24 protein-coding genes and 1 pseudogene are annotated in these 23,532 nt (G+C 63.1%); 10 read left to right on the top strand and 15 right to left on the bottom strand.

All coding sequences use genetic code 11. The annotated features are described in order from the left end of the window. Positions 1-40 precede the first annotated feature (40 nt). The 3 genes from IEV87_RS22135 (at position 41) to IEV87_RS23105 (ending at position 2,355) form a co-directional block, all read left to right on the top strand. A protein-coding gene (locus IEV87_RS22135; protein WP_229737795.1) for an IS3 family transposase occupies positions 41-1,131 on the top strand; the annotation gives its coding sequence in 2 pieces (ribosomal slippage) (positions 41-269 and positions 269-1,131; 1,092 coding nt in all). A gap of 94 nt (positions 1,132-1,225) precedes the next feature. Further along, entirely contained in the window at positions 1,226-1,378 is a 153-nt protein-coding gene (locus IEV87_RS22130; protein ID WP_156127913.1) for a hypothetical protein, read from the top strand. Positions 1,379-1,773: 395 nt separating this feature from the next. Beyond that, on the top strand, positions 1,774-2,355 hold the full coding sequence (locus tag IEV87_RS23105) for an SDR family oxidoreductase (protein ID WP_444544312.1): 582 nt from the start codon (positions 1,774-1,776) through the stop codon (positions 2,353-2,355). Here IEV87_RS23105 and IEV87_RS23100 read toward each other — a convergent pair whose 3' ends face one another. Then, complete coding sequence (locus IEV87_RS23100; RefSeq protein WP_198952311.1) at positions 2,356-2,736, bottom strand: CoA transferase; 381 nt, start codon at positions 2,734-2,736, stop codon at positions 2,356-2,358. Next, positions 2,711-3,235: a CoA transferase gene (locus IEV87_RS23015; protein WP_268892969.1), complete on the bottom strand. Its 525-nt coding sequence runs from the start codon at positions 3,233-3,235 to the stop codon at positions 2,711-2,713. Before IEV87_RS23015 ends, IEV87_RS23100 begins: the two co-directional genes overlap by 26 nt. Before the next feature lie 249 nt (positions 3,236-3,484). On the opposite strand from IEV87_RS23015, the gene IEV87_RS22110 reads away from it, so the two are divergent. The 4 genes from IEV87_RS22110 (at position 3,485) to IEV87_RS22930 (ending at position 5,313) form a co-directional block, all read left to right on the top strand. Beyond that, on the top strand, positions 3,485-4,243 hold the full coding sequence (locus IEV87_RS22110) for an ABC transporter substrate-binding protein (RefSeq protein WP_043752970.1): 759 nt from the start codon (positions 3,485-3,487) through the stop codon (positions 4,241-4,243). A 60-nt stretch (positions 4,244-4,303) separates the two neighbouring features. Continuing rightward, positions 4,304-4,600, top strand: a complete 297-nt coding sequence (locus tag IEV87_RS22105) for a hypothetical protein (protein WP_133119767.1) — start codon at positions 4,304-4,306, stop codon at positions 4,598-4,600. A 117-nt stretch (positions 4,601-4,717) separates the two neighbouring features. Then, on the top strand, positions 4,718-5,074 hold the full coding sequence (locus IEV87_RS23090) for an ATP-binding cassette domain-containing protein (RefSeq protein WP_198952313.1): 357 nt from the start codon (positions 4,718-4,720) through the stop codon (positions 5,072-5,074). Beyond that, entirely contained in the window at positions 5,071-5,313 is a 243-nt protein-coding gene (locus IEV87_RS22930) for a hypothetical protein (RefSeq protein ID WP_229737791.1), read from the top strand. The genes IEV87_RS23090 and IEV87_RS22930 overlap by 4 nt, the downstream gene beginning before the upstream one ends. 74 nt (positions 5,314-5,387) lie before the next feature. Here IEV87_RS22930 and IEV87_RS22095 read toward each other — a convergent pair whose 3' ends face one another. The 11 genes from IEV87_RS22095 to IEV87_RS22045 form a co-directional block, all read right to left on the bottom strand. Then, positions 5,388-6,542, bottom strand: a complete 1,155-nt coding sequence (locus tag IEV87_RS22095; protein WP_048534159.1) for an acyl-CoA dehydrogenase family protein — start codon at positions 6,540-6,542, stop codon at positions 5,388-5,390. A gap of 6 nt (positions 6,543-6,548) precedes the next feature. After that, positions 6,549-7,670 carry a CaiB/BaiF CoA transferase family protein gene (locus tag IEV87_RS22090; RefSeq protein ID WP_043752980.1) on the bottom strand — a complete coding sequence of 374 codons (1,122 nt, stop codon included), beginning with the start codon at positions 7,668-7,670 and terminating at the stop codon, positions 6,549-6,551. Then, complete coding sequence (locus IEV87_RS22085; RefSeq protein ID WP_043752984.1) at positions 7,667-8,485, bottom strand: citryl-CoA lyase; 819 nt, start codon at positions 8,483-8,485, stop codon at positions 7,667-7,669. The genes IEV87_RS22090 and IEV87_RS22085 overlap by 4 nt, the downstream gene beginning before the upstream one ends. Continuing rightward, on the bottom strand, positions 8,482-10,530 hold the full coding sequence (locus IEV87_RS22080; protein WP_269902661.1) for an acetate--CoA ligase family protein: 2,049 nt from the start codon (positions 10,528-10,530) through the stop codon (positions 8,482-8,484). The genes IEV87_RS22085 and IEV87_RS22080 overlap by 4 nt, the downstream gene beginning before the upstream one ends. Positions 10,531-10,585: 55 nt before the next feature. Then, positions 10,586-11,077, bottom strand: coding sequence for a MaoC family dehydratase (locus tag IEV87_RS22075; protein ID WP_027264371.1), 492 nt, complete (start codon positions 11,075-11,077; stop codon positions 10,586-10,588). Beyond that, a complete protein-coding gene (locus IEV87_RS22070) occupies positions 11,074-12,582 on the bottom strand; it encodes a class I adenylate-forming enzyme family protein (protein ID WP_043752990.1) in 1,509 nt (502 codons plus the stop codon). The genes IEV87_RS22075 and IEV87_RS22070 overlap by 4 nt, the downstream gene beginning before the upstream one ends. A gap of 16 nt (positions 12,583-12,598) precedes the next feature. Continuing rightward, complete coding sequence (locus tag IEV87_RS22065; protein ID WP_048534161.1) at positions 12,599-13,771, bottom strand: acyl-CoA dehydrogenase family protein; 1,173 nt, start codon at positions 13,769-13,771, stop codon at positions 12,599-12,601. Further along, complete coding sequence (locus IEV87_RS22060; protein ID WP_027264368.1) at positions 13,764-14,513, bottom strand: SDR family NAD(P)-dependent oxidoreductase; 750 nt, start codon at positions 14,511-14,513, stop codon at positions 13,764-13,766. The genes IEV87_RS22065 and IEV87_RS22060 overlap by 8 nt, the downstream gene beginning before the upstream one ends. 19 nt (positions 14,514-14,532) lie before the next feature. Continuing rightward, positions 14,533-15,822 carry a TRAP transporter large permease gene (locus IEV87_RS22055; RefSeq protein ID WP_043752993.1) on the bottom strand — a complete coding sequence of 430 codons (1,290 nt, stop codon included), beginning with the start codon at positions 15,820-15,822 and terminating at the stop codon, positions 14,533-14,535. 2 nt (positions 15,823-15,824) lie between these two features. Then, complete coding sequence (locus IEV87_RS22050) at positions 15,825-16,292, bottom strand: TRAP transporter small permease (RefSeq protein WP_157815108.1); 468 nt, start codon at positions 16,290-16,292, stop codon at positions 15,825-15,827. Between the two features lie 113 nt (positions 16,293-16,405). Next, positions 16,406-17,449, bottom strand: a complete 1,044-nt coding sequence (locus IEV87_RS22045; RefSeq protein ID WP_027264365.1) for a TRAP transporter substrate-binding protein — start codon at positions 17,447-17,449, stop codon at positions 16,406-16,408. A 312-nt stretch (positions 17,450-17,761) separates the two neighbouring features. On the opposite strand from IEV87_RS22045, the gene tnpA reads away from it, so the two are divergent. The 3 genes and pseudogenes from tnpA (at position 17,762) to tnpC (ending at position 20,126) form a co-directional block, all read left to right on the top strand. Beyond that, positions 17,762-18,169: an IS66-like element accessory protein TnpA gene (tnpA, locus tag IEV87_RS22040; protein ID WP_043752998.1), complete on the top strand. Its 408-nt coding sequence runs from the start codon at positions 17,762-17,764 to the stop codon at positions 18,167-18,169. Next, positions 18,163-18,516 (top strand): IS66 family insertion sequence element accessory protein TnpB, encoded by a 354-nt coding sequence (gene tnpB / locus IEV87_RS22035; protein WP_043753001.1) that lies wholly within the window; start codon positions 18,163-18,165, stop codon positions 18,514-18,516. Before tnpA ends, tnpB begins: the two co-directional genes overlap by 7 nt. Positions 18,517-18,570: 54 nt before the next feature. Then, positions 18,571-20,126, top strand: a pseudogene (gene tnpC, locus IEV87_RS22030) (IS66 family transposase). 332 nt (positions 20,127-20,458) lie between these two features. Here tnpC and IEV87_RS22025 read toward each other — a convergent pair. Both IEV87_RS22025 and IEV87_RS22020 read right to left on the bottom strand, forming a co-directional pair. Next, a complete protein-coding gene (locus tag IEV87_RS22025) occupies positions 20,459-21,262 on the bottom strand; it encodes an IclR family transcriptional regulator (RefSeq protein ID WP_043753004.1) in 804 nt (267 codons plus the stop codon). A gap of 143 nt (positions 21,263-21,405) precedes the next feature. Then, entirely contained in the window at positions 21,406-23,505 is a 2,100-nt protein-coding gene (locus tag IEV87_RS22020) for an acetate--CoA ligase family protein (RefSeq protein WP_043753007.1), read from the bottom strand. Between the last annotated feature and the right edge of the window lie 27 nt (positions 23,506-23,532).

The following is a 23,532-nucleotide window of genomic DNA, read 5'->3' as shown; positions in this document are numbered from 1 at the left end:
TGCTTCCGTTTCGACATCTCTGATCTCCTTCTCGTCGAAGATCAGCAGACTGCAAATCATAGCTTATGTCAGTGTCCGAATTTCGGGGGGTAGCTCAGTTCGCCAGATCGGCGTGACGCAGCAGACTTACTATCGATGGCGCAAAGAGTATGGCGGCATGAGCCGGGACCAGCTCAAACGTCTGAAGCAGCTCGAGACTGAGAATGCCCGGCTCAGGCGCGCGGTTTCAGATCTGACGTTGGACAAGATGATCCTGACCGAGGCCGCCCGGGGAAACTACTGAGCCCCGCCCGCCGTCGTCGATGTATCGACCATGTGCGGCAGACCCTTGGCGTATCTGAGCGCCGGGCCTGCCGCACATTGGGACAGCATCGCTCGACACAGCGCAAGGTGCCCAACGGTTTGCCGGATGAAGAACGGCTGACCGATGACATCATCGCGCTGACGCGAGAGTTTGGGCGCTACGGGTATCGCATGATCACCGGGATGCTGAACAACAGCGGCTGGCATGTGAACCACAAGCGCGTCGAACGGATCTGGCGGCGGGAGGGGCTTAAAGTCCCGCTGAAACAACCCAAGAAGGGTCGGCTTTGGCTGAATGACGGCTCGTGCGTTCGGCTCCGGCCGGAACGCCCGAACCATGTCTGGTCCTATGACTTTGTCCAGGACCGGACCCACGACGGGCGAGTATATCGCACGCTCAACATCATTGACGAGTTCACGAAGGAGGCGCTGGTGATCCGTGTCAAACGCAAGCTCAATTCTGGCGATGTGGTGGATGCCTTGATTGACCTGTTCATCCTGCGCGGTCCGCCGGAATACATACGGTCCGACAATGGCGCTGAATTTATTGCCAAGAAGGTGCGGGCCTGGATTGGCGCAGTCGGTGCCAAGACGGCCTTCATTGCGCCAGGATCACCTTGGGAGAACGGTTACTGCGAAAGCTTCAACGCAAGATTCCGGGACGAGTTGCTGAACGGCGAGGTCTTCTACACGCTACGCGAAGCCCAAATCCTGATCGAGAGATGGCGTCGACACTACAACACTGTCAGGCCGCACAGCGCTCTTGGGTATCGTCCACCAGCTCCCGAGAGCATCGTCTCGATAGACCAGAGGCCGACCATGCACTAACAATCAAACCGGACCACTCGATGGGGGCAGATCAGGATGCGAAACTGCCGACCGCCAGAACCTTGAAGTCAAGCAGCAGATCGCCGAGGCGGGCGTGACCTTCGTTGACCTGCCCGCCGGAGATGTCGAAAAGCTGAACCAGATCCTGTCGACGGTTGGGTCCGAATGGGCCGAGCAACTCGATGCCCAAGGCAAGCCCGGAACCGAGATCCTGGAAGCCTTCCGGTCCGCGCTGAAAAGGAACTGATACCAGATCGTGGACGGCCCGGCTCCTGTGTCGGGCCAGGCCACCAAAAACGCGCAGAAGTCAGCCGGTGGGTGCATCTGAATCCTGCCCTTCGACACTCAGCCTGGTCGTCCGTTATGCAGCTGAAGTCCGGGCGAGCCGTGCATACGTTCGGCCACATTGATCTGGCGTAGATGCGCCTCGCCGGTCCCGATCTCGGCGACGAGTTGATGCGCGAACGGCGCGGGCGAATTGGGTTTCGGCGATATGGCGCAGATGGGCGGCAGCGAGAGTGTCCGACCTTTTGTGTATGACTGATCCGGTCCATGCTTCATCGAAAGGACGCATGAATGACCATCTCGAAAGAAATCCTGGATGGATAACGTACAGGATCTTCCGCACATTTGATTCCGGCGATGGTTCCTTTCAGACTGGCTGACCCGGACGGTCAGAAGGATATACTTGGGACAACGATCATGCAGCGCCCGGCCCAACCGGAAGAAGTAGCCGGGGCGGTGCCGTTTCTGGCGTCCGACGAGGCATCCTATATGACCGGATCCGAAATGGTGGTCGATGGCGGCTATACCGCGCAGCAAAATGGGCGGAGCCGGAAGCTTGGGACAGGCGGGTCCGGTTGGCCGCGAACCGATCCTGGCCAGCCGGGCACCGGCTGCCCGCCTGGCCTGGTTCCGTCAGGCGTCGGCACGCGGAAGGCGGATTTCGGACAGAACCTCCTCCGTGTGCTCGCCCAGCCGCGGTGGCAGCCGGCGCACCCGGCCGGGGCTGTCCGAGAACTGGACCGGTATCCGGAGCGTCACGACGGCGCCCTCTGTCGGGTGCTCGTGGCGCTCGAAATACCCGGTTTGAACCAGATAGGGATCAACCAGCAGATCCTCCAGGCTGTTGGCCGGTCCATTCGGCACGTCGGCCGCGTCGAACCGGCGGCGCCACTCGGCGGTTGTATTCCCCGCGATTGCCTCGGCGAGGAACCAATATAACTAGTCAATGTGATCGGTGCGCAACTCTGCTGTGGCAAATCGTGGATCGTCGCGCAGCTCGGGCCGGCCTATGGCGTCGAAGAGACGCAGCCACTGGTTGTCCATCGCCGCCATCACACAGATGTGCCCGTCCTGCGTTGGATAAGGCCGATGATGGGGCGAGAATACCCGGCTGTAACCCATGCCCAGATCGGGCCGGTCGAGCGTTGCGCCCCAGAGATGCTCGATCAGATTGAAGTTGACCATCGCATCCATCATCGGCACGTTTACCTGCTGCCCGTGGCCGGTGCGCTCGCGCCAGACGAAGGCCATCGCGATGGACGATGCCTGGATGTAACCGCATAGTTGTCGGCGATTACCGTGGGTAATAGCGCGGCTCATCGGTGGCCCGGGCCATCATCCCGGCTACGCCGCTGGCGCCCTGGATCACATCGTCGAAAGCAAGCCAGTCGCGGCGCTCGCCATCCAGCCGGAAGCCAGAAGACGAGGCATGAATGATGCGGGGATTGACCGCGCGGATCGCCTCGTAGTCGACGCCCAGCCGTTCGGCGGCGCCGGGGCGTATCGAATGCACCAGCACGTCCGCGGAACGCACCAGATCAAGGAGCGCGGCCCGCGCGTCGGGTTTCTTCAGGTCGAGCACGACCGAGCGTTTGTTGCGGTTTGTATTGAGGAACAGTGCCCCCATCTTCGGGTTGCGCGACGGTCCCACCTGGCGTGTGTAGTTGCCGTCGGGTGACTCGATCTTGATGACGTCGGCCCCCATGTCGCCGAGGATCTGGATCGCCACCGGTCCAAGCACGTTGACCGAAAGATCAAGCACCCTGTAACCCGCAAGCGGTCCGTCCCCCTCGGCTGGCTGCTGCGGCTGACTGTCCATTTTCTTTTCCCTTTGCGGTATCGCACCCTTCGAGTCAGCAATGCGCGCCGTAGTCTGGCGGTCAGTCGACCCGCGACCCAAGGGCTCAGCGCCGCGAGCGAAGCTTGCGATCGCTGTATTGCTGTTCTGACGGCGTGCGTGGTCGTGGCGCTTCCGTGACGAACTTGTCCCATAGGGCCTCCTTCCATTCCTGCGAAAGGATCACACCATTAAACCGTGGGATCAAACACCTAAGCCGAAGAAATCGTGATGCCGGCGATCGTCGCCATGTCGGGAGCGATCGCCGTGACCGGACAGGATGCGCAAAAGGGGATCGCAGTTGCCCTTGAGCACATCAACGCCGATGGCGGCGTCGCCGGTCGGCCGCTGAAGATCCAACTTTACGACACACAGGGCAATCCCGGGGTGGTGCGCCAGGTGATGGAGCGGTTGACCCGCCTCGAGCGGGCTCCGGTCATCCTTGGCTGCGAGATCAGCGCAGGCACATCGGCTGCGGCGCAGTTCGCCGAGCAGGCGCGGGTTCCTCACCTGAACTCGCCGGCGGTGTCGGCCGAGCTCCTCGAGCGCGGTTACAAATGGTATTTCTCCGATCAGATCACAGCCGATACCGAGGCGGCCACGGTCGTGGAATTCTTCGAACACCTGATGACGCAAGGCGACGTCGTCCCGGCGTTGCTTTATGAAGACAGCCCGCGCGGCGCCGGAACCATCGAGCGGATCGAAGTTCTGCTGGAGGAGCGGGGCATCGAGATCGCCGCCAGCGCGCCGTATTCGCGCAGCGATCGCAACCTTCTGCCGCCGGTCAAGCGGGTGCAGACATCGAGTGCCAACATGGTGATCTGGGCCGGCTACACCGAAGATGTGGTGACCAAGCTCCAGGCAATGCAGCAGCATGACTTCAAGCCCTACATTGTCGGAATCAGTGGCGGTCCGGGTGATGTGCGCACCCCGCAACTGGTGGACAGGGGCTTCGTCGAGGACGTCAATCTCAGCACGGTGGACTACTAAAATCCCGACATGGACCGCGCCCAGCGTTTTGTGAAGGCTTACGAGTAACGGCACGGCATCGTGCCGTCAAGCTATGCGTCGATGTGCAACCGCGGTGTCTACACGCTGAAGGCCGTGCTGGAGAAGACGCTTGAGTCCGGCCAGAAACTGACGACCGAGAACCTTCGCGCCGCCATCCTTAAGATCGACATCCCCGGCGATCAGCTGATCTCGCCGTTCTCGCGGATCAAATTCGACGAACACGGCAGGAACGTCGGATCGCAGAACCTGATCGCGCAATGGAAGAACGGCGGCACGAAAAAGGTCACGATCTGGCCGCCAGAGGTGGCTGTGGAAGAGCCCAATCCTCTGAACTGATGCGAAAACTATAACCGGGGCCCAAGATGAAGCTGTCGATCGAGTCTCTCGTCTCCGGTTACGGTCTGCTCGACGCGCTCCACGGCGTCAGCATCGAGATCGGCCGAGGGCGAGGTCGTGGCTGTGATCGGACCGAACGGCGCGGGCAAATCTACCCTTCTGCGCACGATTTCGGGCCTTGTGGCCGCCCGTTCCAGAGCGATCCGCCACGATGGCAAGGAAATCGGCGGTTTTGCCGCCAGCGAGATTCCGCGCCTCGGCCTCGTCCATGTTCCTGAGGCGCGGCACGTCTTCGGGTCACTCACGGTCGAGCAAAATCTGATCGTGGGTGCGAGCGCCGCACTCGACGCGAAAGACCGAAAGGACGCCCTTTCCGATGCTGAGCCAGAAGGCCCGCGAACTTGCCGGAGGGCTCTCAGGCGGTCAGCAGCAGATGCTGGCGATCGGGCGCGCTTATGGCCCGGCCCAGCATGATCATGCTCGACGAGCCGTCGCTCGGCCCCGCGCCTCTGATGGTCGAGCAGATGTACGAGGCCCTCGACGGTCGGCGCCGCACCGGCCTGAGCATTCTTCTGGTGAAACAGGATGTCTACATGGCGCTGGATTTCGCCAGCCGCGCCTATGTTCTGGAAAACGGGACAATCGCCCTCGCCGCAGCCTCTGACGTCTTGCGCCACGACGATCACGTGCGCCGTTCGTATTTGGGAATCTGACCCGCCCTGTGCCCGCATTCCGCCTGCCATTCAGACCGGCAGCGGCGACAGACCGTGCGCAAACTGCGGACCGATCAGCCCCGTAGCGCCGAGATGCCCAGGGCCCCCTGTGCCAGAAGCAGCGCCTGAAGCTGGTTGGTGCCTTCAGCGATCGTGAGATGTCGCACATCGCGATAATAGCGCTCGACGGGGAAATCACGGGTGTATCCGGCCCCGCCGTGCACTTGCAGGGCAGTCTCGCAAACCCGCAGAGCCGTATCGGAGTTGTGACGCTTGGCCATGGAACAGGCCCGGCCGCGATCCGGTGCCCCGCGATCCAGCGCGTCAGCGGCCCGGCACGCCAGCAACCGCGAGGTTTCCACGCCAGTCAACATATCTGCGATCATCTGCTGGACCAGTTGAAACCCGCCGATCTTGCGTCCGAACTGTTCTCGCGCGCCCGCATATCGCAGCGCCGCCTCATAGGCGGCAATTGACAGGCCCAGGCAGGTGAAAGAAACGAAACAGCGCCCCACGTTCAGATAATGCTTGGCGATGGCGAACGCCTCGCCCTCGGCGCCGATCAGGTGGTCTGCGGGCAGCAATACGTCCTCAAACAGCAGCTCGCCTAGCGGGCATGAATTCATGCCCATGCTGCGGACCTCTCGGGTTGAAAACCCTGCTGTTCCCGCCTCGACCACGAAGGCCGATACCTCCGCGCGTTCGCCGTCGCCCGACCGCGCGAAAACCACCCCGAGATCGGCCCCGGTCCCGTTGGAGATATACAGTTTGCGTCCGTTCAGCCGCCAGCCATCACCGTCGCGCCGGGCCCGTGTTTCCACGTTGCTGGCGTCCGAGCCGACGTTCGGCTCGGTCAGCGCAAAAAAGGCTGTCTTGCGACCCGAAACCAGATCGCCCAGCCACATTGCCTGTTGCTCCGGCGTTCCATGCTGCGCGACGATCATCAGGACAAGGTTCGACGTGCTGACGATGCTGCGCAGCGACGGCCATACCTGAGACAGCTCGCACAGCAGCGCGCAATATGTCAGATAATCAAGCCCGGCACCGCCTTGCGCCTCTGGCAAAAGACCGCCCAGCAGGCCGAACTCGCCCATCTTCTGCAACACTTCGGGCGGCGGCGGACGGTGGGCATCCTCGTGCGCCTCGACCAGGGGCGCCACCTCGGCGTCAAGGTATTTGCGGAAGCTGCGCCGCGCCGTTTCCTGCCAGTCGTCCAGCTCAAACTGCATCGGTCCTCACTCCAGCTTTTCGGCTTGGTCCAGAATTTCGGCCTGATGCTCGCCCACTGCCGGGACGTGGCCCGCCGGATCACTCATCCCAGCCATCGGCACCGGGAAGGCCATCACCTGGGCCGCGCCGGCTGAGCGCACCATCCCGCGCGCCTTGAGCTGCGGGTCCCGGGCCAGATCCTCCAGCCCGTTGACCGGGGCGAAGGGAACATCCTCGGCCTCGAAGATCTCCGCCCAATGCGCATAGGGACGCGCGGCGATCAGCGGGGTCAGGGCGGCGCGGATATCATCCGTGCGGTCGGTGCGTGCGGCGAAGTCGTCAAGCGCAGGATCGTCGAAGCCCGTCATCCCGGTGGCACGGATCAGGCGGCGGAAGAAATGCGTCTCGATCGCGCCGATGGTGATGTATTTACCGTCGGCGGTCGCGAAGATACCATAGGCGGCGCGGCGCAGGATATCGGCCTTTGTGATCTCGCGCCCGGCCTGGCGTCCGGCGTCCCACACACCGTAGCGCGGGGCGACCCAGCTGGCCAGCGCGTCGGTGATCGCCACGTCCAGATACTGGCCCCGCCCCGTGGCGTCGCGTCCGCGCAACGCAGCAAGAATGGTGATGATGGCATACATGGCTGCCGAGAGATCCCCGATCGGCACGCCCGTCGTGTATTCAGGCGGTCCGTCGGGCGCGCCCGAGATCGCCACCGCGCCCGCCATCGCCGCGTAGTTCAGATCATGCCCCGGCCAGTCGCGCGCCGGCCCGGTCTGACCATAGCCGCTGACCGAACAGTAGACGAGGCCGGGATTGAGCGCCGAAAGCGTCTCATAGTCGATGCCCAGCCGCGCGGTCACGCCCGGGCGATAACCCTCGATCACGACGTCCGCCCGTTTGGCCAGCCGCAGGAAAGCCGCGCGGTCTGTGTCATCCTTTAGGTTCAGGGCGATGCTTTTCTTGCCGCGGTTCACGGCGGCAAAGAGGCCGGGGAACATGGCGCGCGCGGCGTCGCCCGCGGGACGTTCGACCTTGATGACCTCGGCCCCCATCTCGGCCAGTTGCTGCGTTGCATAGGGCCCAGGCAGAAGCTCGGTCAGATCGAGAACGCGAAGCCCCGAAAGCGGTGCAGTGCCAGTCATTTTTGCTCTCCCGTGCTGTCTGCGCGGTCCGGGTCGGCAATCCCGGCGCATTCCGCCGAGTCGTCCTGTTCCAGGATCATGTCCCAGATCTTCTGACCCTGCGGATTTTCGAGCTCTTCCATCAGATGCGCCAGAAGCCCGGCGGATCGGCCAATCAGGGCGAAGGCCCGCGCCCAGATCGGGGCAAGCCCCATGTCCGAAACGGTGGCCCCGACCGCGCCGGCGGCGTTGATGGGCAGCAGACGTCCATATTCCTCGCGGGCGGCGGCCTCGACGGCCGCCATGAAGCGCCAGTGCCGCCCGTCGAACCCATTCTCGCCGGCGATCCGGCGCAGGACCGGCGTGCGGGGGTCGCCGTCGACATGGATCGGATGACCGAGGCCTGGCACGATCCGGCGCGCCGCGCGAAAGGCGCGCACGGCCTCTTGCGCGCGGGCGGCATAGGCTGCGTCGTCGTCGCTGTCGGACAGCTCGCCGATCTCGTCGCGGGTAAAGGCCGCGGCGTTCTGCATGGTGCCGAGAAAATGGTTCCCCGCGCCCAGCAAGCCCGCGGCCACCGCACCCTGAAGCGATTCCGGCGCGCCGAGAATGGTCATCCGCGCGGCGATGGCGCTGGGGGTAAGGCCGTGATCGGTGGCGGTGACGATGATCGCGTTGGTCATCGCGCGGGTGCGGGCATCCGGCTCTTTCCCCGTGGCGGTGAAATAGATCATGTCGACGAAATCCATCTTGCCCAGGATCTCATCGGCCAGATCGCGCCCGCGCACATAGATGCGGTCGCGGGTGGTGAAACCGATGTCCGTCTTTGCCGTCATTGCCTTGCCTTTCCTTCTATCTCGGTCGGAGCGCGCAGGATCACCGCGTCAAGCACCGTCGCACCCGCCGGACCGGCGCGCACCGGATTGAGATCCATCTCCGCGATGTCGCCGCGCGCACCCAGGGCGGCCAGGATCACGAGAAGATCGGCCAGCGCGCCCAGATCGGCGCCGGGGCGGCCGCGCAGCGGACCCAGCAGTGCGCGTCCGCGGATCTCGTCGATCATCGCCAGCGCCTCGTCCCGCCCAAAGGGCGCGGCGCGGTGCGTGACGTCAGAAAGCGCCTCGACCATCACGCCGCCGAGGCCGAAGCTCACCACCGGGCCGAACACCGGATCGCGGTGCAGTCCCGCCATCACCTCGACGCCCGGCCCATGTTCCATGCGCTCAACCAGAGCGCGCTCCAGCCTGTGCCCCTGTGCTGAAAGCGATGTCATCATCGCGCCCCAGGCCGCCGCCAGCGCCTGCTCATCCATCAGCCCGACGGCCACGGCCCCGGCTTCGGTCTTGTGCAGAAGACCGGGCACCAGCGCCTTGAGCACCACCGGAAAGCCGATCCCGCGCGCCGCCTCGCCTGCCTGTCTGGCACTGGTCACGACCCGTCCTTCGGGCACGGTCAGACCCAGGTCGGCCAGCACCGCCTTGGCGGCAGCCTCGTCAAGCTCGCCGGGCGGAAATGCGGGTAGAGCAAGCGTGGAGGTCCCCGAGGGGCTCCAGTCGCCGCGCCAGATCAGCCGCTTCAACGCCGTCACTGCCTTGCCGAGGCTGCGAAAAGGCGCCAGCCCTGCCGCGTTCAGCGTGGCATAGCCAGCGGCGCGATGCCCGCTCATCCAGACCGGCAGGAGCAGAGCCGGGCTGTCCGGCGCCAGCGCGACCATGTCGTCGGCGGACCGGTCGGTGATCGGGCCGTAGTCGGCGGGAATCGGCAGAAGCACAACATCGGTGGCCGGGTCCCGCGCCACCAGCGACAGGCAATCGCGGTTGAGCTTGTCTTGGGTGAAGACCTGGGTGGTCAGGTCCACCGGGTTATCGACCGCCGCATAAGACGGGGCCAGCGCACGCAACCCCGCGCGGGTGCCGGGGGCCAGTTCGGACAGGATCAGCCCGGCGCTGCCCACCATATCGGCGGCCAGCGCCGCTGTGCCACCCGAGAAGGAATAGACGCAGATCCCCCGCCGCGGGGCGATGCCGGCGCGCTCGAACAGCGCCGCCGTATCGATCAATTCGTCCAGATCCTCCACCTCGACGATGCCATGCTGGCGAAACAGTGCCGAGGTGACCGCCGCCGATCCGGCAAGCGCGGCGGTGTGCGAACGGGTGGCAGCAACGCCATAGTCCGACTTGCCCACCTTCATCGCCACCACCGGCTTGCCGGCGCGAGCAGCGGCGCGGGCAGCTGCCAGAAAGCGCGGCCCGTCGCGGAAGCCTTCGGCGAGAAGGGCGATTACCTTTATGTCGGGATCGCCCACCATGTGGTACACGACATCGGCCATGGTCAGGTCCGCTTCGTTGCCGGTAGAGCACCACAGGCCAACGCCGATACCCCGTTCGCTTGCCTGGATGAAGGCGCGGCCAAGTCCGCCGCCCTGGGTGACAAGCCCAATGCCGCCGCTCAGCGTGTCGTTCTTGAATACCGGTGAAAAGGTCAGCCCAAGGCGGCGGTTGATGTTGCTCAGCCCTGGCGAGTTCGGCCCGTAGATGCGCATCCCGCTTTGCCGGGCGATTTCAGCCATCTCGGCTTCGACGGCACGGCCCTCATCCCCGGTTTCGCCAAAGCCAGAGGTGAAGACCACCGCAAACCCCGTTCCTGCTGCCGCGCAATCGCGCAAGGCGCCCACCACCGCATCGGCTGGAAGGCACACCACCGCCACATCGACGGGGCCAGGCAAGGCCGACATTGCAGAATAGGCGCGCAAACCATGCACCCTTTCACGCCCGGGGTTGACCGGAAAGATCTGCCCATCGAAGTCGGAATGCTCGGCAAGGTTCAGCAAGGTGTCGCTGCCCACGCTACGGGGCCTTTCACTGGCGCCCAGGATCGCCACGCTGCGTGGCGACAAGAGCCGCGAAAGATCGGGAAAGTCGCGGGCGACCACCGGCTTAGCCACCTTGCGGCGCCCGCCGGACGAGCAGTTTCCAGACCCCTTCCACCACGGTTTCGCCACGCTGGTTGATGACCTCGCGCCGGAACGACAGGATGCCGCGTTCGGGTTTCGAAGTCTCGCGCTTCTCGGCTACGGTAACGCGCACGCCAATCGTGTCGCCGATGAAGGTGGGGTTGGGAAAGCTGCACTGCATGTCGAGCAACCCCAGAAGCGAGGGTTCCAGGAACGTGTTCATCAGCATCCGCGTGGTCAGCCCGGACATCACCGACACCACCAGAAGCCCGTGCGCGATACGCTGGCCAAAGGCCGAATCGGCGGCATATTCGGCATCGACGTGCAGCCGGTTGAAGTCGCCTGACAGGCAGGCGAAATTCGCCACGTCGGCCTCGGTGATGGTACGGGTGGGGCTATCGAACTGGTCGCCTTCGTTCAGGTCCTCCCAGTAGAGTTGCTGGCCCTTGAGGGCCGAAAGATCGGGCCGTGTCATTGGGTTTCCTCCTCTGGCAGCGCTAGCACTGCCTCTTTCAGTTCAGCCTTGAGAACGCGGCCGGTCAGGTTGCGCGGCACCGCCGTCATAAAGACCACGCGCCGCGGGCGCTTGTATCGGTCAAGCCGGGTTTCGGCATGGGCGATCACATCGGCCGCTGTCAGCTGCGCGCCCGGCGCGGGCACGATCACTGCGCAGATCGCCTCGGTCCAGTGCGGATCGGGCAGGCCGATGCAATGCGCCTCGGCAATCGCCGGGTGGCCGGCCAGCGCCTCCTCGATCTCGGGGGCGTAGACATTGATGCCGCCGCTCTTGATGATGTCGCGCTTGCGACCCGTGAACCAGAGCAGCCCTTCGTCGTCGATCCGGCCCAGATCGCCCACGGTCAGATAGTCGCCGCGCCGGGTTTCAGCGGTCAGCGCCTCATCCTTGTAATACCCGTCGTAGCGGCTTTCGCTGCGGGTGCAGATCTCGCCGACCTCGCCCTGCGGCACCTCGTTTCCATCGTCGTCGAGCAGTTTGAGTTCCACCCCGAAGAAGGGGCGGCCGACGCAGTTGCCCGCAAGGTTGCGGCGCAGATCCCGAGCGGTCAGGTTGGCATAGGGTCCTGCTTCGCTGGAGGCGGCATAGATCATCAGCGCATCGCCGAACTTGTCGAGCGCGGCACGCTTGAGGTCGAGATACATCTCGCCGCCGCCAGATTGCAAAGTCCGCAGCGACGACAGATCGGCGCTCGCGAACCCCTCGGCCTCGACCATCCGCTGGAGCATGGCGGGCAGCAGCATGGTGGCGGTCAGCCGCTCGTCTTCGATCAGCCGCAGCGCGGCGGCCCCGTCGAAGCGGCGCATCAGATAGACGCTGGCACCCAGATAAAGCGGCAGCAGCGTATAGGTGCAGCCGGCCGACAGGCAGATCGGCAGCGCCGACAGCGCCCGGTCGTCGGGGCGGAAACGCTGCTCGATGGCGCGTTCCTCCATGCCGAAGAGACTGCGCAGCGCGCCCTTGGGCTTGCCGGTGGTCCCCGACGTGTGCAGCATGATCGTGGTGCCGTCCTGCCCTTGCGGCGGATCGGGCGGTGTGTCTGCCAGAAGGTCCGACAGGCGCGGCAGTCCTTGCGGGGCCCCGTCGCCGATGGTGACGATGTCGTCCACCACGGTCCGGAACAGATCGGCATGATCCAGCGCCGCATCGCCCAGCAGCAGGGTTTTGCTGTCCGAGCGGGCAACCACATCGGCCATGACTTCGGGCGCGATGCGATAGTTGATCGGTGCGGGAATTGCGCCTAGCCCCGTCACCGCCACATAGGCGGCAAGGAAATCGGGATGATTTTCCGAGATCACCGCCACCTTGTCGCCCGGTCCGATGCCGCGCCGCGCCAGCACCGTCATCATCCGTTCCACCCGGTCAAGGAAATCTGTGTAGGTCTGGCTGCGTCCCTCAAATACCACTGCGGGTTTCGTCGGAAACCGCCGCGCATTCAGCCTGAGGGCATAGAGAAAGGTCATCGGCTTAGCCGCCTCCTCAGGTGAAGGCCGAGATCCCGAGAACCTCGCGCCCTATGATCAATGTCTGGATTTCCGATGTGCCTTCGGGGATCAGCCCGCCGCGCGTGTCGCGGAACAACCGTTCGACGGGGTAGTCGGTCGAATAGCCCAGCCCGCCGTGCGCCTGCAGCGCCATCGAGGCCACCTCATGCGCCGCCTCGCTGGCATAGAGCTTGGCGATCGAACATTCCTTGCGCCCAGGCAGACCCGCGTCCAGCGCTTGGGCGGCACGGTCAGTCAACGCGCGCGCCGCTTCGGTGCGGATGGTCATGTCGACGATCAGCTTCTGCACCAGCTGATAGCTTCCGATCACGTTGCCGAACTGCTTGCGCGTCTTGACGTAATCGGTGGACAGGTCCAACGACCGCTGCGCCGCGCCCACCGCGCCCGCCGCCACGTTGAGCCGGCCATAATTCAACCCCGTAAGGATCGCCTTGAGGCCCTTTCCCGCAGGACCCAACAGGTTTTCCTTTGGCACCTTTGCGTCTTGAAAGGCCAGCTGCGATGTCGCGGTGGCCTTGATGAACATCGTGCCCACCCGCGAAGCTTCGAAATCGGTCTCCTCGAGGTCCACGATGAACAGACTCAGATCGCCATCACAGCCTTCCGTGAATGTCCGTGCCACCAGGATTCCGACCCGGCCGTTGACGCCGTTCGTCGTCCACAGCTTGCCGCCATTGATCAGCCAGTGGTCGCCCTTGTCCTCGGCGCGGGTCTGCACCGAGGCAACATCAGAGCCGTGGTCGGGTTCGGTGATCCCCACCCAGACCGGCATCTGGCCAGCCATGACGGGTTTCAGCCACTTTTCCTTCTGGCGCGCATCGCCCAGGTGGTGGAACAGTGCGATCACGATGTTCACGGTGTTGAGCAGAACCCGGAGTGAAAGCCAGCGGTATCCTGCTTCCTCCATCATCATCGCCCAGGTGCGATAGCTGAGGCCGTAGCCACCGGCCTCTTCCGAGAGAAGCCCGCCAAGATAGCCGAACTGGCGTAGCTCGCCCATTATCGCCCAGGGCAGATCGCCCGTCGCCTCGCATTGCGAGATGCGCTCTTCGGTCAGCTCGCGCGCCATGAAGCCCCGGATGCTGTCTCGCAGCATCCGCGTCTCTTGATCCTCGACACAGGCGGAGGCCGGGACATGTTTAGCCATATCGCCCCCCGGTGATGTGAAGCGTCTCGCCCGAGATGTATTCCGCCGCATCCGAGGCGAGGAACACCACGCCGTTGGCGATGTCGCGTTCGTTGCCAAGGCGCTGCACGGTATTCATTGCCAGAGCGCGCGACTTTATCCGGTCGTAGTTTGGAAGCGCCTCGATCATCTCGGTGGCGATGAACCCCGGCGCGATGGCATTTACGGTGACATTGAAGCGCCCCTGTTCCATCCCCAGCGCCCGGGTGAAGCCGATGATGCCGGCCTTGGCGGCGGCATAGTTGGTCTGTCCCGGATTGCCGAGATAGGCGCGAGAGGAGATGTTGATCACCCGGCCCCACTTCTGTTCCATGAAGTACGGCACCACGGCGCGCGAGCAGGTATAGGCACCCTTCAGGATCACGCCCACAACAGCGTCCCAGTCCTGTTCGGGCATCTTGGTGATGTAGTTGTCGCGCGGAAATCCGGCATTGTTGACCAGGATGTGGACGGCGCCAAATGCTTCGATCGTGCGCGAGACGAGGGCTTCGACCTGTGCCTCGTTCGTGACATCGCAGACCACGCCGATCGCGTCGTATCCGTCGGCCTCAAGAGCGGCGCGGGTGGCTTCTGTGGTTTCGGGGTCGATATCGGTGATCACCACCTTCGCCCCCTCTTCGGCCAGCGCGCGGGCGGTCACTGCGCCGATCCCGCGACCCGATCCGGTGACGATAGCCACCTTGTCCTTTAGTCCCAGTTCCAAGTTACGCTCCTTCAGGTTGTCAGTATTCGCCCGAGAACACGGTTACGATCTCGGGAAAGAATGCGATCAGGGCCAAGACCGCGAACTCGGCCAGCACGAAAGGCAGCACCCCGACAAAGACCCGTTTAAGAGGCACGCCGGTGATCGAGCTGGCGACGAAAACGTTCATTCCGATTGGGGGGGTAATCAGCCCGATTTCGACCGTTTTGGTCACCAGGATGCCGAACCAGATCGGCGAATAGCCAAGCTCCATGACCATTGGAAAGACGATCGGCATGGTCAGGATCAGGATCGCCAGCTGATCCATCACGCAGCCCAGCAGGATGTAGATCAGGATCAGGATTAAAATCACCACGCCCGGCCCGATCTCAAGCCCTTGCACGTACGAAACCAGCGCCTGCGGTGCCATGGTCAGGGTGACAAAATAGCCGAAAATGTGCGCCCCGATAATAATGGTGAAGATCATTGCAGTCGGGCGCGTTGTACGTTCGAGCGCCCCCATGAATTCGCGCCAGCCCATACGTCTGAGCAACCCGGCGGCAATCATGATCGCGCCAAAGCAGCCGACCGCGGCGGCTTCGGTCACGGTGACAGCGCCAGAATAAATCCCGGCCACGACAAAGACGAACAGCAGAACCACCGGCCAGATGTCGCGCAGTGACGCGAAGCGCTCACGCCACCCATGGCTTTGCACTGGTGGCGCCAGATCGCGGTTCAGCGTCGCCCAGACCATCGTGATCCCGGCAAAGCTGAGCGCGGTAATGAGACCCGGCAGAATGCCGGCAATGAACAGCCCGCCGATCGAGGTTTCGGTGATGATACCGTAAACCATCAGCACAACCGAAGGCGGGATCATGATCGACAACGTCCCGGCGGCCGCAACCGTGCCTACGATCATGCCGCGGTCATAGCCATATTTCTCAGCCTCGGGCGCGACGGTGCGCGCCATCGTGGCCGTCGCCGCGGTGGACGAGCCCGAAACCGCCCCGAAGCCTGCGCTGGTAAAGACCGTGGCCACGGCCAGTCCGCCGGGCAAATGGCCCACCCACCTGTTGGCGGCGCGGAACATGTCCGACGAAATCCGACTGGCCGACAGGATCTCGGCCATCAAGATGAACAAGGGAATGGCGGTCAACAGCCAAGAGGCGGTGTTGCGATACGGGGCCACCGACAGGATGCCGAGCGCCAGATTGAGCCCGCCGATCAGATACAGGCCGACGGTGCCGGCGATGCCCATCGCGAAGCCTATCGGCATCCCGACGACGAGAAGCCCCGCCAGCAATAGCGACACAGGTGCAAGAAATTCCATACTCAGCCAATCCGATCCGAAGCGCCGCGAAGGTGCTGAACGTCACCCGCCGCATTTACGAGAAGGCGCAGAACGATCAGCACGCAGCCAATCGGCGCAATCACAAGCGTGGTGACGAGAGGCGCGTCGATGTCGCCGGATGTGCGATATCCGAAGTCCCACGCCTTAAGCGCCTCGCGCGAGGCACCGTAACAGATCAGCGCAAAAAACGCGGCCGCTGCCAATCGCAAGACGACATTGAAACCGGCCCGCAGCCCTTCGGGCAGAGCATCAAACACTATCCCCACTCGCACGTGGCCATCATACATTTCCAGATAGCTCAGGCTTCCGAACACGATGATGGGCATCAGATATAGCTCTGTAGCGCCAATGACCCCTTCGATCGGGTCATTCAGGATATAGCGCGTAAAGACCTGTATGAGGATCAGCACCAGCATGACCATCATCGCAGCGCGCGACAGCCAGTTCATCCCGGTATCCACCCGGTCCATCGCTCGGCCCAGAGGACCGTGCAATCCAACTCTCGGCGACGGCACGGCGTCCTCTCGGGGATCAAGATCGTGACGGGACACGGTTGCGCGCCTTACTGCGTCTGGTGCTTTTCGATGTTCGCACGAAACATCTCCAGCACTTCGCCCGCAGGCAGTCCGCGCTCTTGCAGACCAGAGACCCAGGCATCGAACACCGGCGCTGTGGCCGATTTGACCTTTTCGCGCTGCGCTTCATCCAGAACGATGACCTCGATACCGCTGTCCCGCATCTTGTCCTCAAGCTCGGCGGCCGATCGGTCGGTTTCTTCGGCAACTCGCTGCATCGCCTCCTGCGACGCCTGTTGAATGGCCTGTTGATGCTCTGGCGACAGATCCTGCCAGACCTCCTCGCGGATCGCGTAGGGCGCCCAATACACAAAAACATCCAGACCCAGAACGGCGGTATCGATTACCTCGTCCAGCTTGTAGGAATAGATGCTGGTGGTGGGAAAGATCGTGCCGTCGACGGTGCCGGTGCGGATGGCCTGATAGGTTTCCGGGCTGGGAATATCAACCGGCGCGCCCCCCAGGGCCTTGACCGACTCCGCCATGTTCCCGGCAATGGTTTTCAGTTTCAGCCCTTTGATGTCATCAATGCCGCTAACATCCTGGTCGCGGGTGAACAGGTTGTAGGTCGAGGTCATTACACCCCAGACTGGGCGCATCCCGTTGGCCAGGAAGTCGTTTTGCAGGATCGGATCCGACGTCACCGTTTCAAAAAAAGCGGGCGTCCCGACAACGCTCTGCGAGAAAAGGCCAGGAAGCGTGTGCACGCCCGCCAGCGGCATCGTGCCCCCGTTATAGGCCGGCGGAACATAGCCGATGTCCACCACGCCTGTCTGCACCATCGAGAACATATCGCGCAGCGAACCCAACTGACCGGCACCGAAATACTGAAACTTGACCTCGCCATCGGTCAGCTCGGTTACGCGGTCCATCCAGTAGGTGGTGCCGGTCTCGACGATGTAGTGGCCGGGCGGAAAGGTATCTGCAACCTTGAGTGTCACTTCGGCCGCCGCAATTTGCGGCATCGTTCCGACCGCGATCACCAGCGCCGCCCCTGCGGCAAACCGATCGAGTTTTGTGTTTCTTGTCATGGCAGTCTTCCTCCCTGTGGCGTTGTCGATCAGCGCACCATGGTGCGGTGAACCGGTCAATGTTTATGGGTGGCCGGGAGCGCAACTGTCGCGAGATCACACATATATGCGAATACGCGAACTGAATCCGCGGCGACGCAACAGAGAAGATCGAACGCCAATCGTGGGTGGGAATCTCCAGCGCTTTCACGGCCGAAAGAAAGGATTCCGTGGCCTGCCGATCAACAGTAAGCGGCGGCTGCGCCCCACGTTGTAGATGAGCTCCGGCACTGCGAGGTGATATCCATCTCATGATGGGGAGTGTGTTTCGCAATGTGCGCGACAAATTCGTTTCTCAGATCTCTGGGCGTCGAGATCTACGGGTCAGGTCATCGGCGCTGGCCGGACGACGTGAAGGCTCGCGCTGTGGCAGAGACTTTGGAGCCGGGAGCGACCGTGAATGCGATTGCCGAGCGATATGACATCCGCCCAAACCAGCTCTCGGCTTGGCGGCGTCTGGCAAAGCAGGGCCAGCTGGTTCTTCCTCCGGCGGAACTCGGAGAGCCGGTCTTCGCGCCTCTGGTCATTTGCGATCCGACTGAGACGCCCGAGCTTTCCGACGCGAAGCCCCAGCAGGTGATCCGGATCGTCAAGGGAACAACCCGGATCGAGCTGTCTTCTGACACGTCGGCAGGTCAGATCGCCGCGATCGTGCGCGCTCTGGAAGCGCCTGCATGCTGATGCCGTCTCAAGGGGTCCGCATCCTGGTGGCGACGAAGCCGGTAGACTTCCGCAAGGGGCATGATGGACTGGCAGCCTTGGTGCAGTCGACCTTGACCGAAGATCCGTTCACCGGGACGGTCTTTATCTTTCGGGCGAATCGCGCAGACCGGATGAAGATCCTGTTCTGGGACGGCAGCGGTCTCGTCATGGCCTACAAACGGCTGGAGGAGAGCACCTTCACCTGGCCCGCGATCCGGGATGGTGCGATGACCCTGAATCGCGCCCAGTTCGAGGCGCTGTTCGCCGGGCTGGACTGGCGGCGGGTGCGGTCTCTGGAGACGCGCGCCCCCGCTGTGGCAGAGTGACTCAGGGCGGGGAAAGCCGGCCTGACAAACGCAGGAGCGGGATATGATGCCGCCATGTCCAGCGCCCTATCCCTCGACCTGTCGGCCATTCCGGAAGACCAGCGTGACGCTGTTCTGGCCGTCCTGCGCGAGCGTGATGCACTCAGGGAAGCCAACAAGCGCCTCGAGCACCTCGTCGCCGAACTGAACCAGGTCGTGCATGGCAAAAGGTCCGAGAAACTGAGTGAGGACGAGCGGCATCTGGCCTTCGAAGATCTGGAAACTGCCGTCGTCGAGGCAGAGGCCCAGCAGGATGAAGACGCCACGGCCTCGTCCGGTCCGCGGCGATCCAAGGTCGCCCGCCGCAATCGGGGCAATTTGCCTGGGAGCCTCCCCCGGATCGAGCAGATGATCGAGCCGGCCAGCCTGGAGTGTCCCTGCGGCTGCGGCACGATGCACCGGATCGGCGAGGACCGCAGCGAGCGGCTGGACATCGTGCCGGCCCAGCTCCGCGTCATCGTGACGGTTCGACCCAAGTATGCCTGCCGTGCCTACGCCGAAGGGGTCACCCAGGCGCCAGCCCCTGCCTTCCTGATCGAGGGCGGGCTGCCGACCGAGGGCGCCATTGCGTATGTGCTCGTCGCCAAGTTCGCCGACCATTTGCCTCTCTATCGCCAGAGCCAGATCCTCGCGCGTTCCGGGATCGACCTTCGGCGCAGCACGCCCGCCGATTGGGTCGGCACCGCGGCCTTCCACCTTGCCCCGGTGGTCGACCGGCTCGCCGAGCACCTGAAGGGCTTGGGCAAACTCTTCATGGACGAAACGACGGCGCCGGTTCTGGAGCCCGGGCGAGGCAGGACGAAGACTGGCTTCCTCTGGGCGCTGGCCCGAGATGATCGGGGCTGGGGCGGCGATGACCCGCCCGGCGTGGTCTTCACTTACCGCCCGAGCCGCGCCGGCGTGAACGCGGAGCAGATCCTGCAGGGCTTCGACGGCATCCTGCAGCTGGACGGCTATCCCGGCTACGATCGGCTGACGCGCCCCTCGCGCAAGGGCGGCGCGCCGATCACGGTTGCGCACTGCTGGGCACATGCCCGCCGGAAGCTGAAGGAAGTCTTCGACCGTGATGGATCGGAGATCGCCGCCGAGGGGCTGCGCCGGATCGCCGAGTTCTACCGGATCGAAACCGAGATCCGCGGCATGGGACCGGGACAGCGCCTGTTTGCGAGACAGACACGCACCGCGCCGCTGGTGGCCGAGTTCGGCGAATGGTTGCAGAGCCAGCGCCGCCGATCTCCGCCAAGTCCCGCCTCGGTGAGAAACTCGCCTATATCCACCGGCAGTGGGACGGGCTACAGACCTTCCTGCAGGACGGACGCGTCGAGATCGACTCCAATGCCGTGGAGAATCTCATCAGGCCGATCGCCCTGACGCGGAAGAACGCACTCTTCGCCGGCCACGACGAAGGTGGTCGGACCTGGGGCCGCATCGCCTCGCTCATCGCCACAGCAAAGATCAACGAAATCGAACCCTTTGTCTATCTCAAGGCGACGCTCGAGGCGATCGCGGCAGGGCATCCCGCGAACCGGATCGACGAGTTGCTACCCTGGAACTTCAAGCCGTCGAGCTGAACTCCGGTGGGGCGTAGACGCCGCTTACGATCAACACGATGATGGTCGGCCTCTTTCGCGGCGCCTCTCTTCAAGCCGGTATTCTTGGGGCGGGCCGAAACCGTGGTCGCACTGCTCTGGGCAGCGCATCCTACACCGCCCGGCCTTCGGGGATGCCGGTGCTAACGACGCCCCGCCGGTCAGGCTCAACCTTGAGCCTGACGCGAAGAGGCTATTTCCGCCGCCTGAAAATGGACCCTGAAATCGGCAAATGGCGCGTTTGGTCCGCGACCCCCAAGTCCCGTTTTCATGAAGCCGGGCCATTTTGTTACGGCACTGGCTGATGCAGACGATCAGGAAGTCAGGGACTGTTGATCCATCTTCTTCAGATTTCGAACGATTTCTTCGCGCATGATCCCTACGATCTCTGCTTCGGATCGCAAGATTACATCGGTTGGAGCGCCAACCCCGACAGCAAAAAGCCGCGAACTCAGGTGGTTAGGAAACGGCATGGAAATCAAGCCGCTCCCCTGAACCACCTGATCGGTTGAGAGGTAATAGCCCTTGGCACGGGTTTCTGCCAACGAGGCCACGAAAGCTTTCACGTCCACTGCCGGTTTGTCGGGTGCGCGATAGGCGTTGATTTTGCGGAACAAACTGCGCACTTCGTCGTCACTGAAACGACTCATCAGAACGCGCCCGACACCGGAGTTCCCCAGCGGACGACGTGTCCCGAGCGATATGTGGTGGATCGGCGAATCTTTCGGAAGGATAACTTGGACGTACTCAGCTTCGTCCCCGTTCTTGGTTGCCAGAACCACCACATGCTGCGTGCGTTCCGAGATGTTTTTGAGCAGCCGGTGGATCGTGCCTTCGCCGAACAGATCTGGATTCATCCATGACCCTAAAAGCGGAACGCGCTCGGTGGGGAAGTAGCTCTTCTTTCGGGAATCGTGGGTCAGAAATCCAAGCTTAACCAAGCTTTTGAGCAGCGCCGAGGTACTTGACTGCGGGTACCCCAGTTCCTTGGATACTTCCACGACCGACAGCGGTCGCCGAACTTCATCGAAGTACACCAAAGTCTGACAGGTGCGCGCCACCGATTTCACAATGTGATCGCCGCCTGATTTTGTTGAAATCTGTTGCGTGGTTTCCATGATCTCCTCCCTCCGCGTGCAGTTATATGCACAGCGTTCCACGCGAAAGGATGGCCGCGCTTGTGAATTCTGTCAACTGTTAGAAAACGCCGGGAGCACGCCGCAAGCGACTTGGGGATCAGGGAAGATTTCGGGTCCGGTTGTCAGTGGTCTCCTCGCATGGCGGGTATAATCACACCGTCAGCGGCGACGGCACCCTGCCCGCTTGCCCCGACGATCAATGGATTGACATCAATAGTCTCAAGCGCGGCCCCGTGATGGGCGGCAAATGCAGACAGTCGGGCAAGGGCGTTGGCGAGAGCGTCGAGGTCGCGCTCGGGTGCGCCTCGGAATGCGTCCAGCAGTTTGCGGCTGCGGATTTCGTCAATCATACGGCGCGCTTCGGCAGGTCCAAATGGTGCGACGCGGAAAGACACGTCTTCGAGGGCCTCGACAAACACCCCGCCCAGACCGAACATGACCACCGGGCCGAAAGCCGGGTCCTGGGTCACGCCGAGTATAGCCTCCAGTCCAGGTGCTGCCTGTTCCGCCACGACCAGTCCGTCGATCCGCGCACCGGGCATCTTCTCGGACGCCAGGTCCAGGATTCGTGCCCCGGCAGAGCGGACATCTTCGGCCGAATGCAAATCAAGCGCTACGCCCCCGATGTCGGATTTGTGCAGTATGTCGGGCGAGGCAATCTTCAGCACGACCGGGAATCCCATTTCTTGCGCTGCCTGGGCCGCCGCTTCGGGGGTGGTGGCCAGAGTTTCGCGCACGATCCCGATTCCGGCCTCTGCAAGCAGGGCCTTGGCCTCGATCTCGTTCACCATTCCGTCCGGCAACGGCGACAGGTTGGACAGTTCGGGGATCGGGTCCTTTTCTCCTGCCCGCGCGAAGGAACGGGCAAAATAGCGCAACGCGGCCATAGCCCGGACCGCGCGGGTCGGTTCCTCGAACACAATGAACCCCGACTTTTCATATGCGGCGCGACCCTCTGGCTCTGTCAGCGAACAGAACAGCATTGGCCGACCGGGATATTTCGCGCGGATGCGCTCAAGACCGCTTCGAATGGCTTCGTTCAGGTCGGCGACCAGACCGACCGTCGACATGAAGATGATTGCTCCGTGGATGTCGCCATCGCCGAACAACACATCCATGTTGGTTTCCAGAAGGTCGATCTGATTGACCAGCTGCGCCGTCACATCAACCGGGTTTCGGACACCGGCAAATGGCAGCACCTCTTTCAGCTTTTTCTGTGCATGATCGGGAAGCGCAGGCACGTCAAGTTTCAGCTTTTCGGCTTCGTCGGCCATCAGCACCCCAACCCCGCCCGAGACTGTCACAAGGCCCAGCCGGTCGCCCTGCATCATCGCCGCGGATTCGGCGCAGGCATAAGTCACATCGAACATTTCATCGACCGATTGCGCCCGGTAAACGCCGTACTGCCGGAAAGCCGCGTCATAGACCGAGTCTGCCCCAGCCAATGAGGCGGTATGCGATTGCGCGGCCTCTGCCCCGACCGCACTGCGCCCGACTTTCATCATGACCACCGGCTTTTCGCAGGCACGCGCCAGCTCCAGTGCCTCGACCAGCCTGTCGCGATCGGTTGCACCTTCGAGATATCCCATGATCACGCGGGTATCGTCATCTTGTGCGCAATAGGCCACGGCATCAGCAAAATCGACATCGCAGGAATTGCCCGTCGTCGCCCAGGTATTGACCCCAAGTCCGCGCATTCGAACGAGCGTCATGCAATACGAGCCGAACGCGCCGCTCTGGCTGACAATCGACACGCCGCCGGGTTTTGGCAGATGCTTCTCGACCCCGGGTGTGAATGTTGCATACAGGTTATGGCGCACATTCGCGATACCAAGGCAGTTCGGCCCCACAAGCCGCATACCGCCCTCGCGCGCGATGTCGACCATGCGCGCCTGAAGGGCGGCCCCGTCAGCATCGACCTCCGAGAAACCCGAGCTGAAGATCACCGCCCCCCGCACACCCTGGGCCGCGCACTGTTCGACCGCCTGAACGGCCAGCGGCGCGGGCAGCGCGATCACAGCCAGGTCCGGTGTCGTGGGGGCCTCCGAGATCGACGGATACGCCGTCAGGCCCTGCACCTCGGGCGATTTTGGGTTGATCGGCAGGATCGGGCCGTCGAAACCGTGCCGTTTGAGAAAATCCACCGGCCTTCCACCGATGCGCTTGGGGTCGCTTGAGGCGCCAATCACAGCTACTGAGCGAGGTTTGAAAATGGCATCCATTCCGTGAATTCGCATTGGACTTCCTTT

Origin of the sequence: Primorskyibacter flagellatus, from assembly GCF_014638275.1 — a bacterium.
GTDB lineage: Bacteria > Pseudomonadota > Alphaproteobacteria > Rhodobacterales > Rhodobacteraceae > Pseudooceanicola > Pseudooceanicola flagellatus_A.
The sequence above is the reverse complement of the archived record's forward strand: the minus strand, read 5'-3'. Positions and strand labels throughout refer to the sequence as shown.

Excerpts from the sequence above, each read along its gene's own strand:
- IEV87_RS22090 (WP_043752980.1), bottom strand. The coding sequence starts at position 7,670 with ATGACTGGCACTGCACCGCTTTCGGGGCTTCGCGTTCTCGATCTGACC.
- tnpB (WP_043753001.1), top strand. The coding sequence starts at position 18,163 with ATGCTGATGCCGTCTCAAGGGGTCCGCATCCTGGTGGCGACGAAGCCG.
- IEV87_RS22085 (WP_043752984.1), bottom strand. The coding sequence starts at position 8,485 with ATGACGGCAAAGACGGACATCGGTTTCACCACCCGCGACCGCATCTAT.
- IEV87_RS22110 (WP_043752970.1), top strand. The coding sequence starts at position 3,485 with ATGCCGGCGATCGTCGCCATGTCGGGAGCGATCGCCGTGACCGGACAG.
- IEV87_RS23105 (WP_444544312.1), top strand. The coding sequence starts at position 1,774 with ATGGTTCCTTTCAGACTGGCTGACCCGGACGGTCAGAAGGATATACTT.
- IEV87_RS22020 (WP_043753007.1), bottom strand. The coding sequence starts at position 23,505 with ATGGATGCCATTTTCAAACCTCGCTCAGTAGCTGTGATTGGCGCCTCA.
- IEV87_RS23100 (WP_198952311.1), bottom strand. The coding sequence starts at position 2,736 with ATGAGCCGCGCTATTACCCACGGTAATCGCCGACAACTATGCGGTTAC.
- IEV87_RS23015 (WP_268892969.1), bottom strand. The coding sequence starts at position 3,235 with ATGGACAGTCAGCCGCAGCAGCCAGCCGAGGGGGACGGACCGCTTGCG.
- IEV87_RS22055 (WP_043752993.1), bottom strand. The coding sequence starts at position 15,822 with ATGGAATTTCTTGCACCTGTGTCGCTATTGCTGGCGGGGCTTCTCGTC.
- IEV87_RS22045 (WP_027264365.1), bottom strand. The coding sequence starts at position 17,449 with ATGACAAGAAACACAAAACTCGATCGGTTTGCCGCAGGGGCGGCGCTG.
- IEV87_RS22050 (WP_157815108.1), bottom strand. The coding sequence starts at position 16,292 with ATGAACTGGCTGTCGCGCGCTGCGATGATGGTCATGCTGGTGCTGATC.
- IEV87_RS22930 (WP_229737791.1), top strand. The coding sequence starts at position 5,071 with ATGATCATGCTCGACGAGCCGTCGCTCGGCCCCGCGCCTCTGATGGTC.
- tnpA (WP_043752998.1), top strand. The coding sequence starts at position 17,762 with ATGTGCGCGACAAATTCGTTTCTCAGATCTCTGGGCGTCGAGATCTAC.
- IEV87_RS22025 (WP_043753004.1), bottom strand. The coding sequence starts at position 21,262 with ATGGAAACCACGCAACAGATTTCAACAAAATCAGGCGGCGATCACATT.
- IEV87_RS22070 (WP_043752990.1), bottom strand. The coding sequence starts at position 12,582 with ATGACCTTTCTCTATGCCCTCAGGCTGAATGCGCGGCGGTTTCCGACG.
- IEV87_RS22065 (WP_048534161.1), bottom strand. The coding sequence starts at position 13,771 with ATGGCTAAACATGTCCCGGCCTCCGCCTGTGTCGAGGATCAAGAGACG.
- IEV87_RS22075 (WP_027264371.1), bottom strand. The coding sequence starts at position 11,077 with ATGACACGGCCCGATCTTTCGGCCCTCAAGGGCCAGCAACTCTACTGG.
- IEV87_RS22095 (WP_048534159.1), bottom strand. The coding sequence starts at position 6,542 with ATGCAGTTTGAGCTGGACGACTGGCAGGAAACGGCGCGGCGCAGCTTC.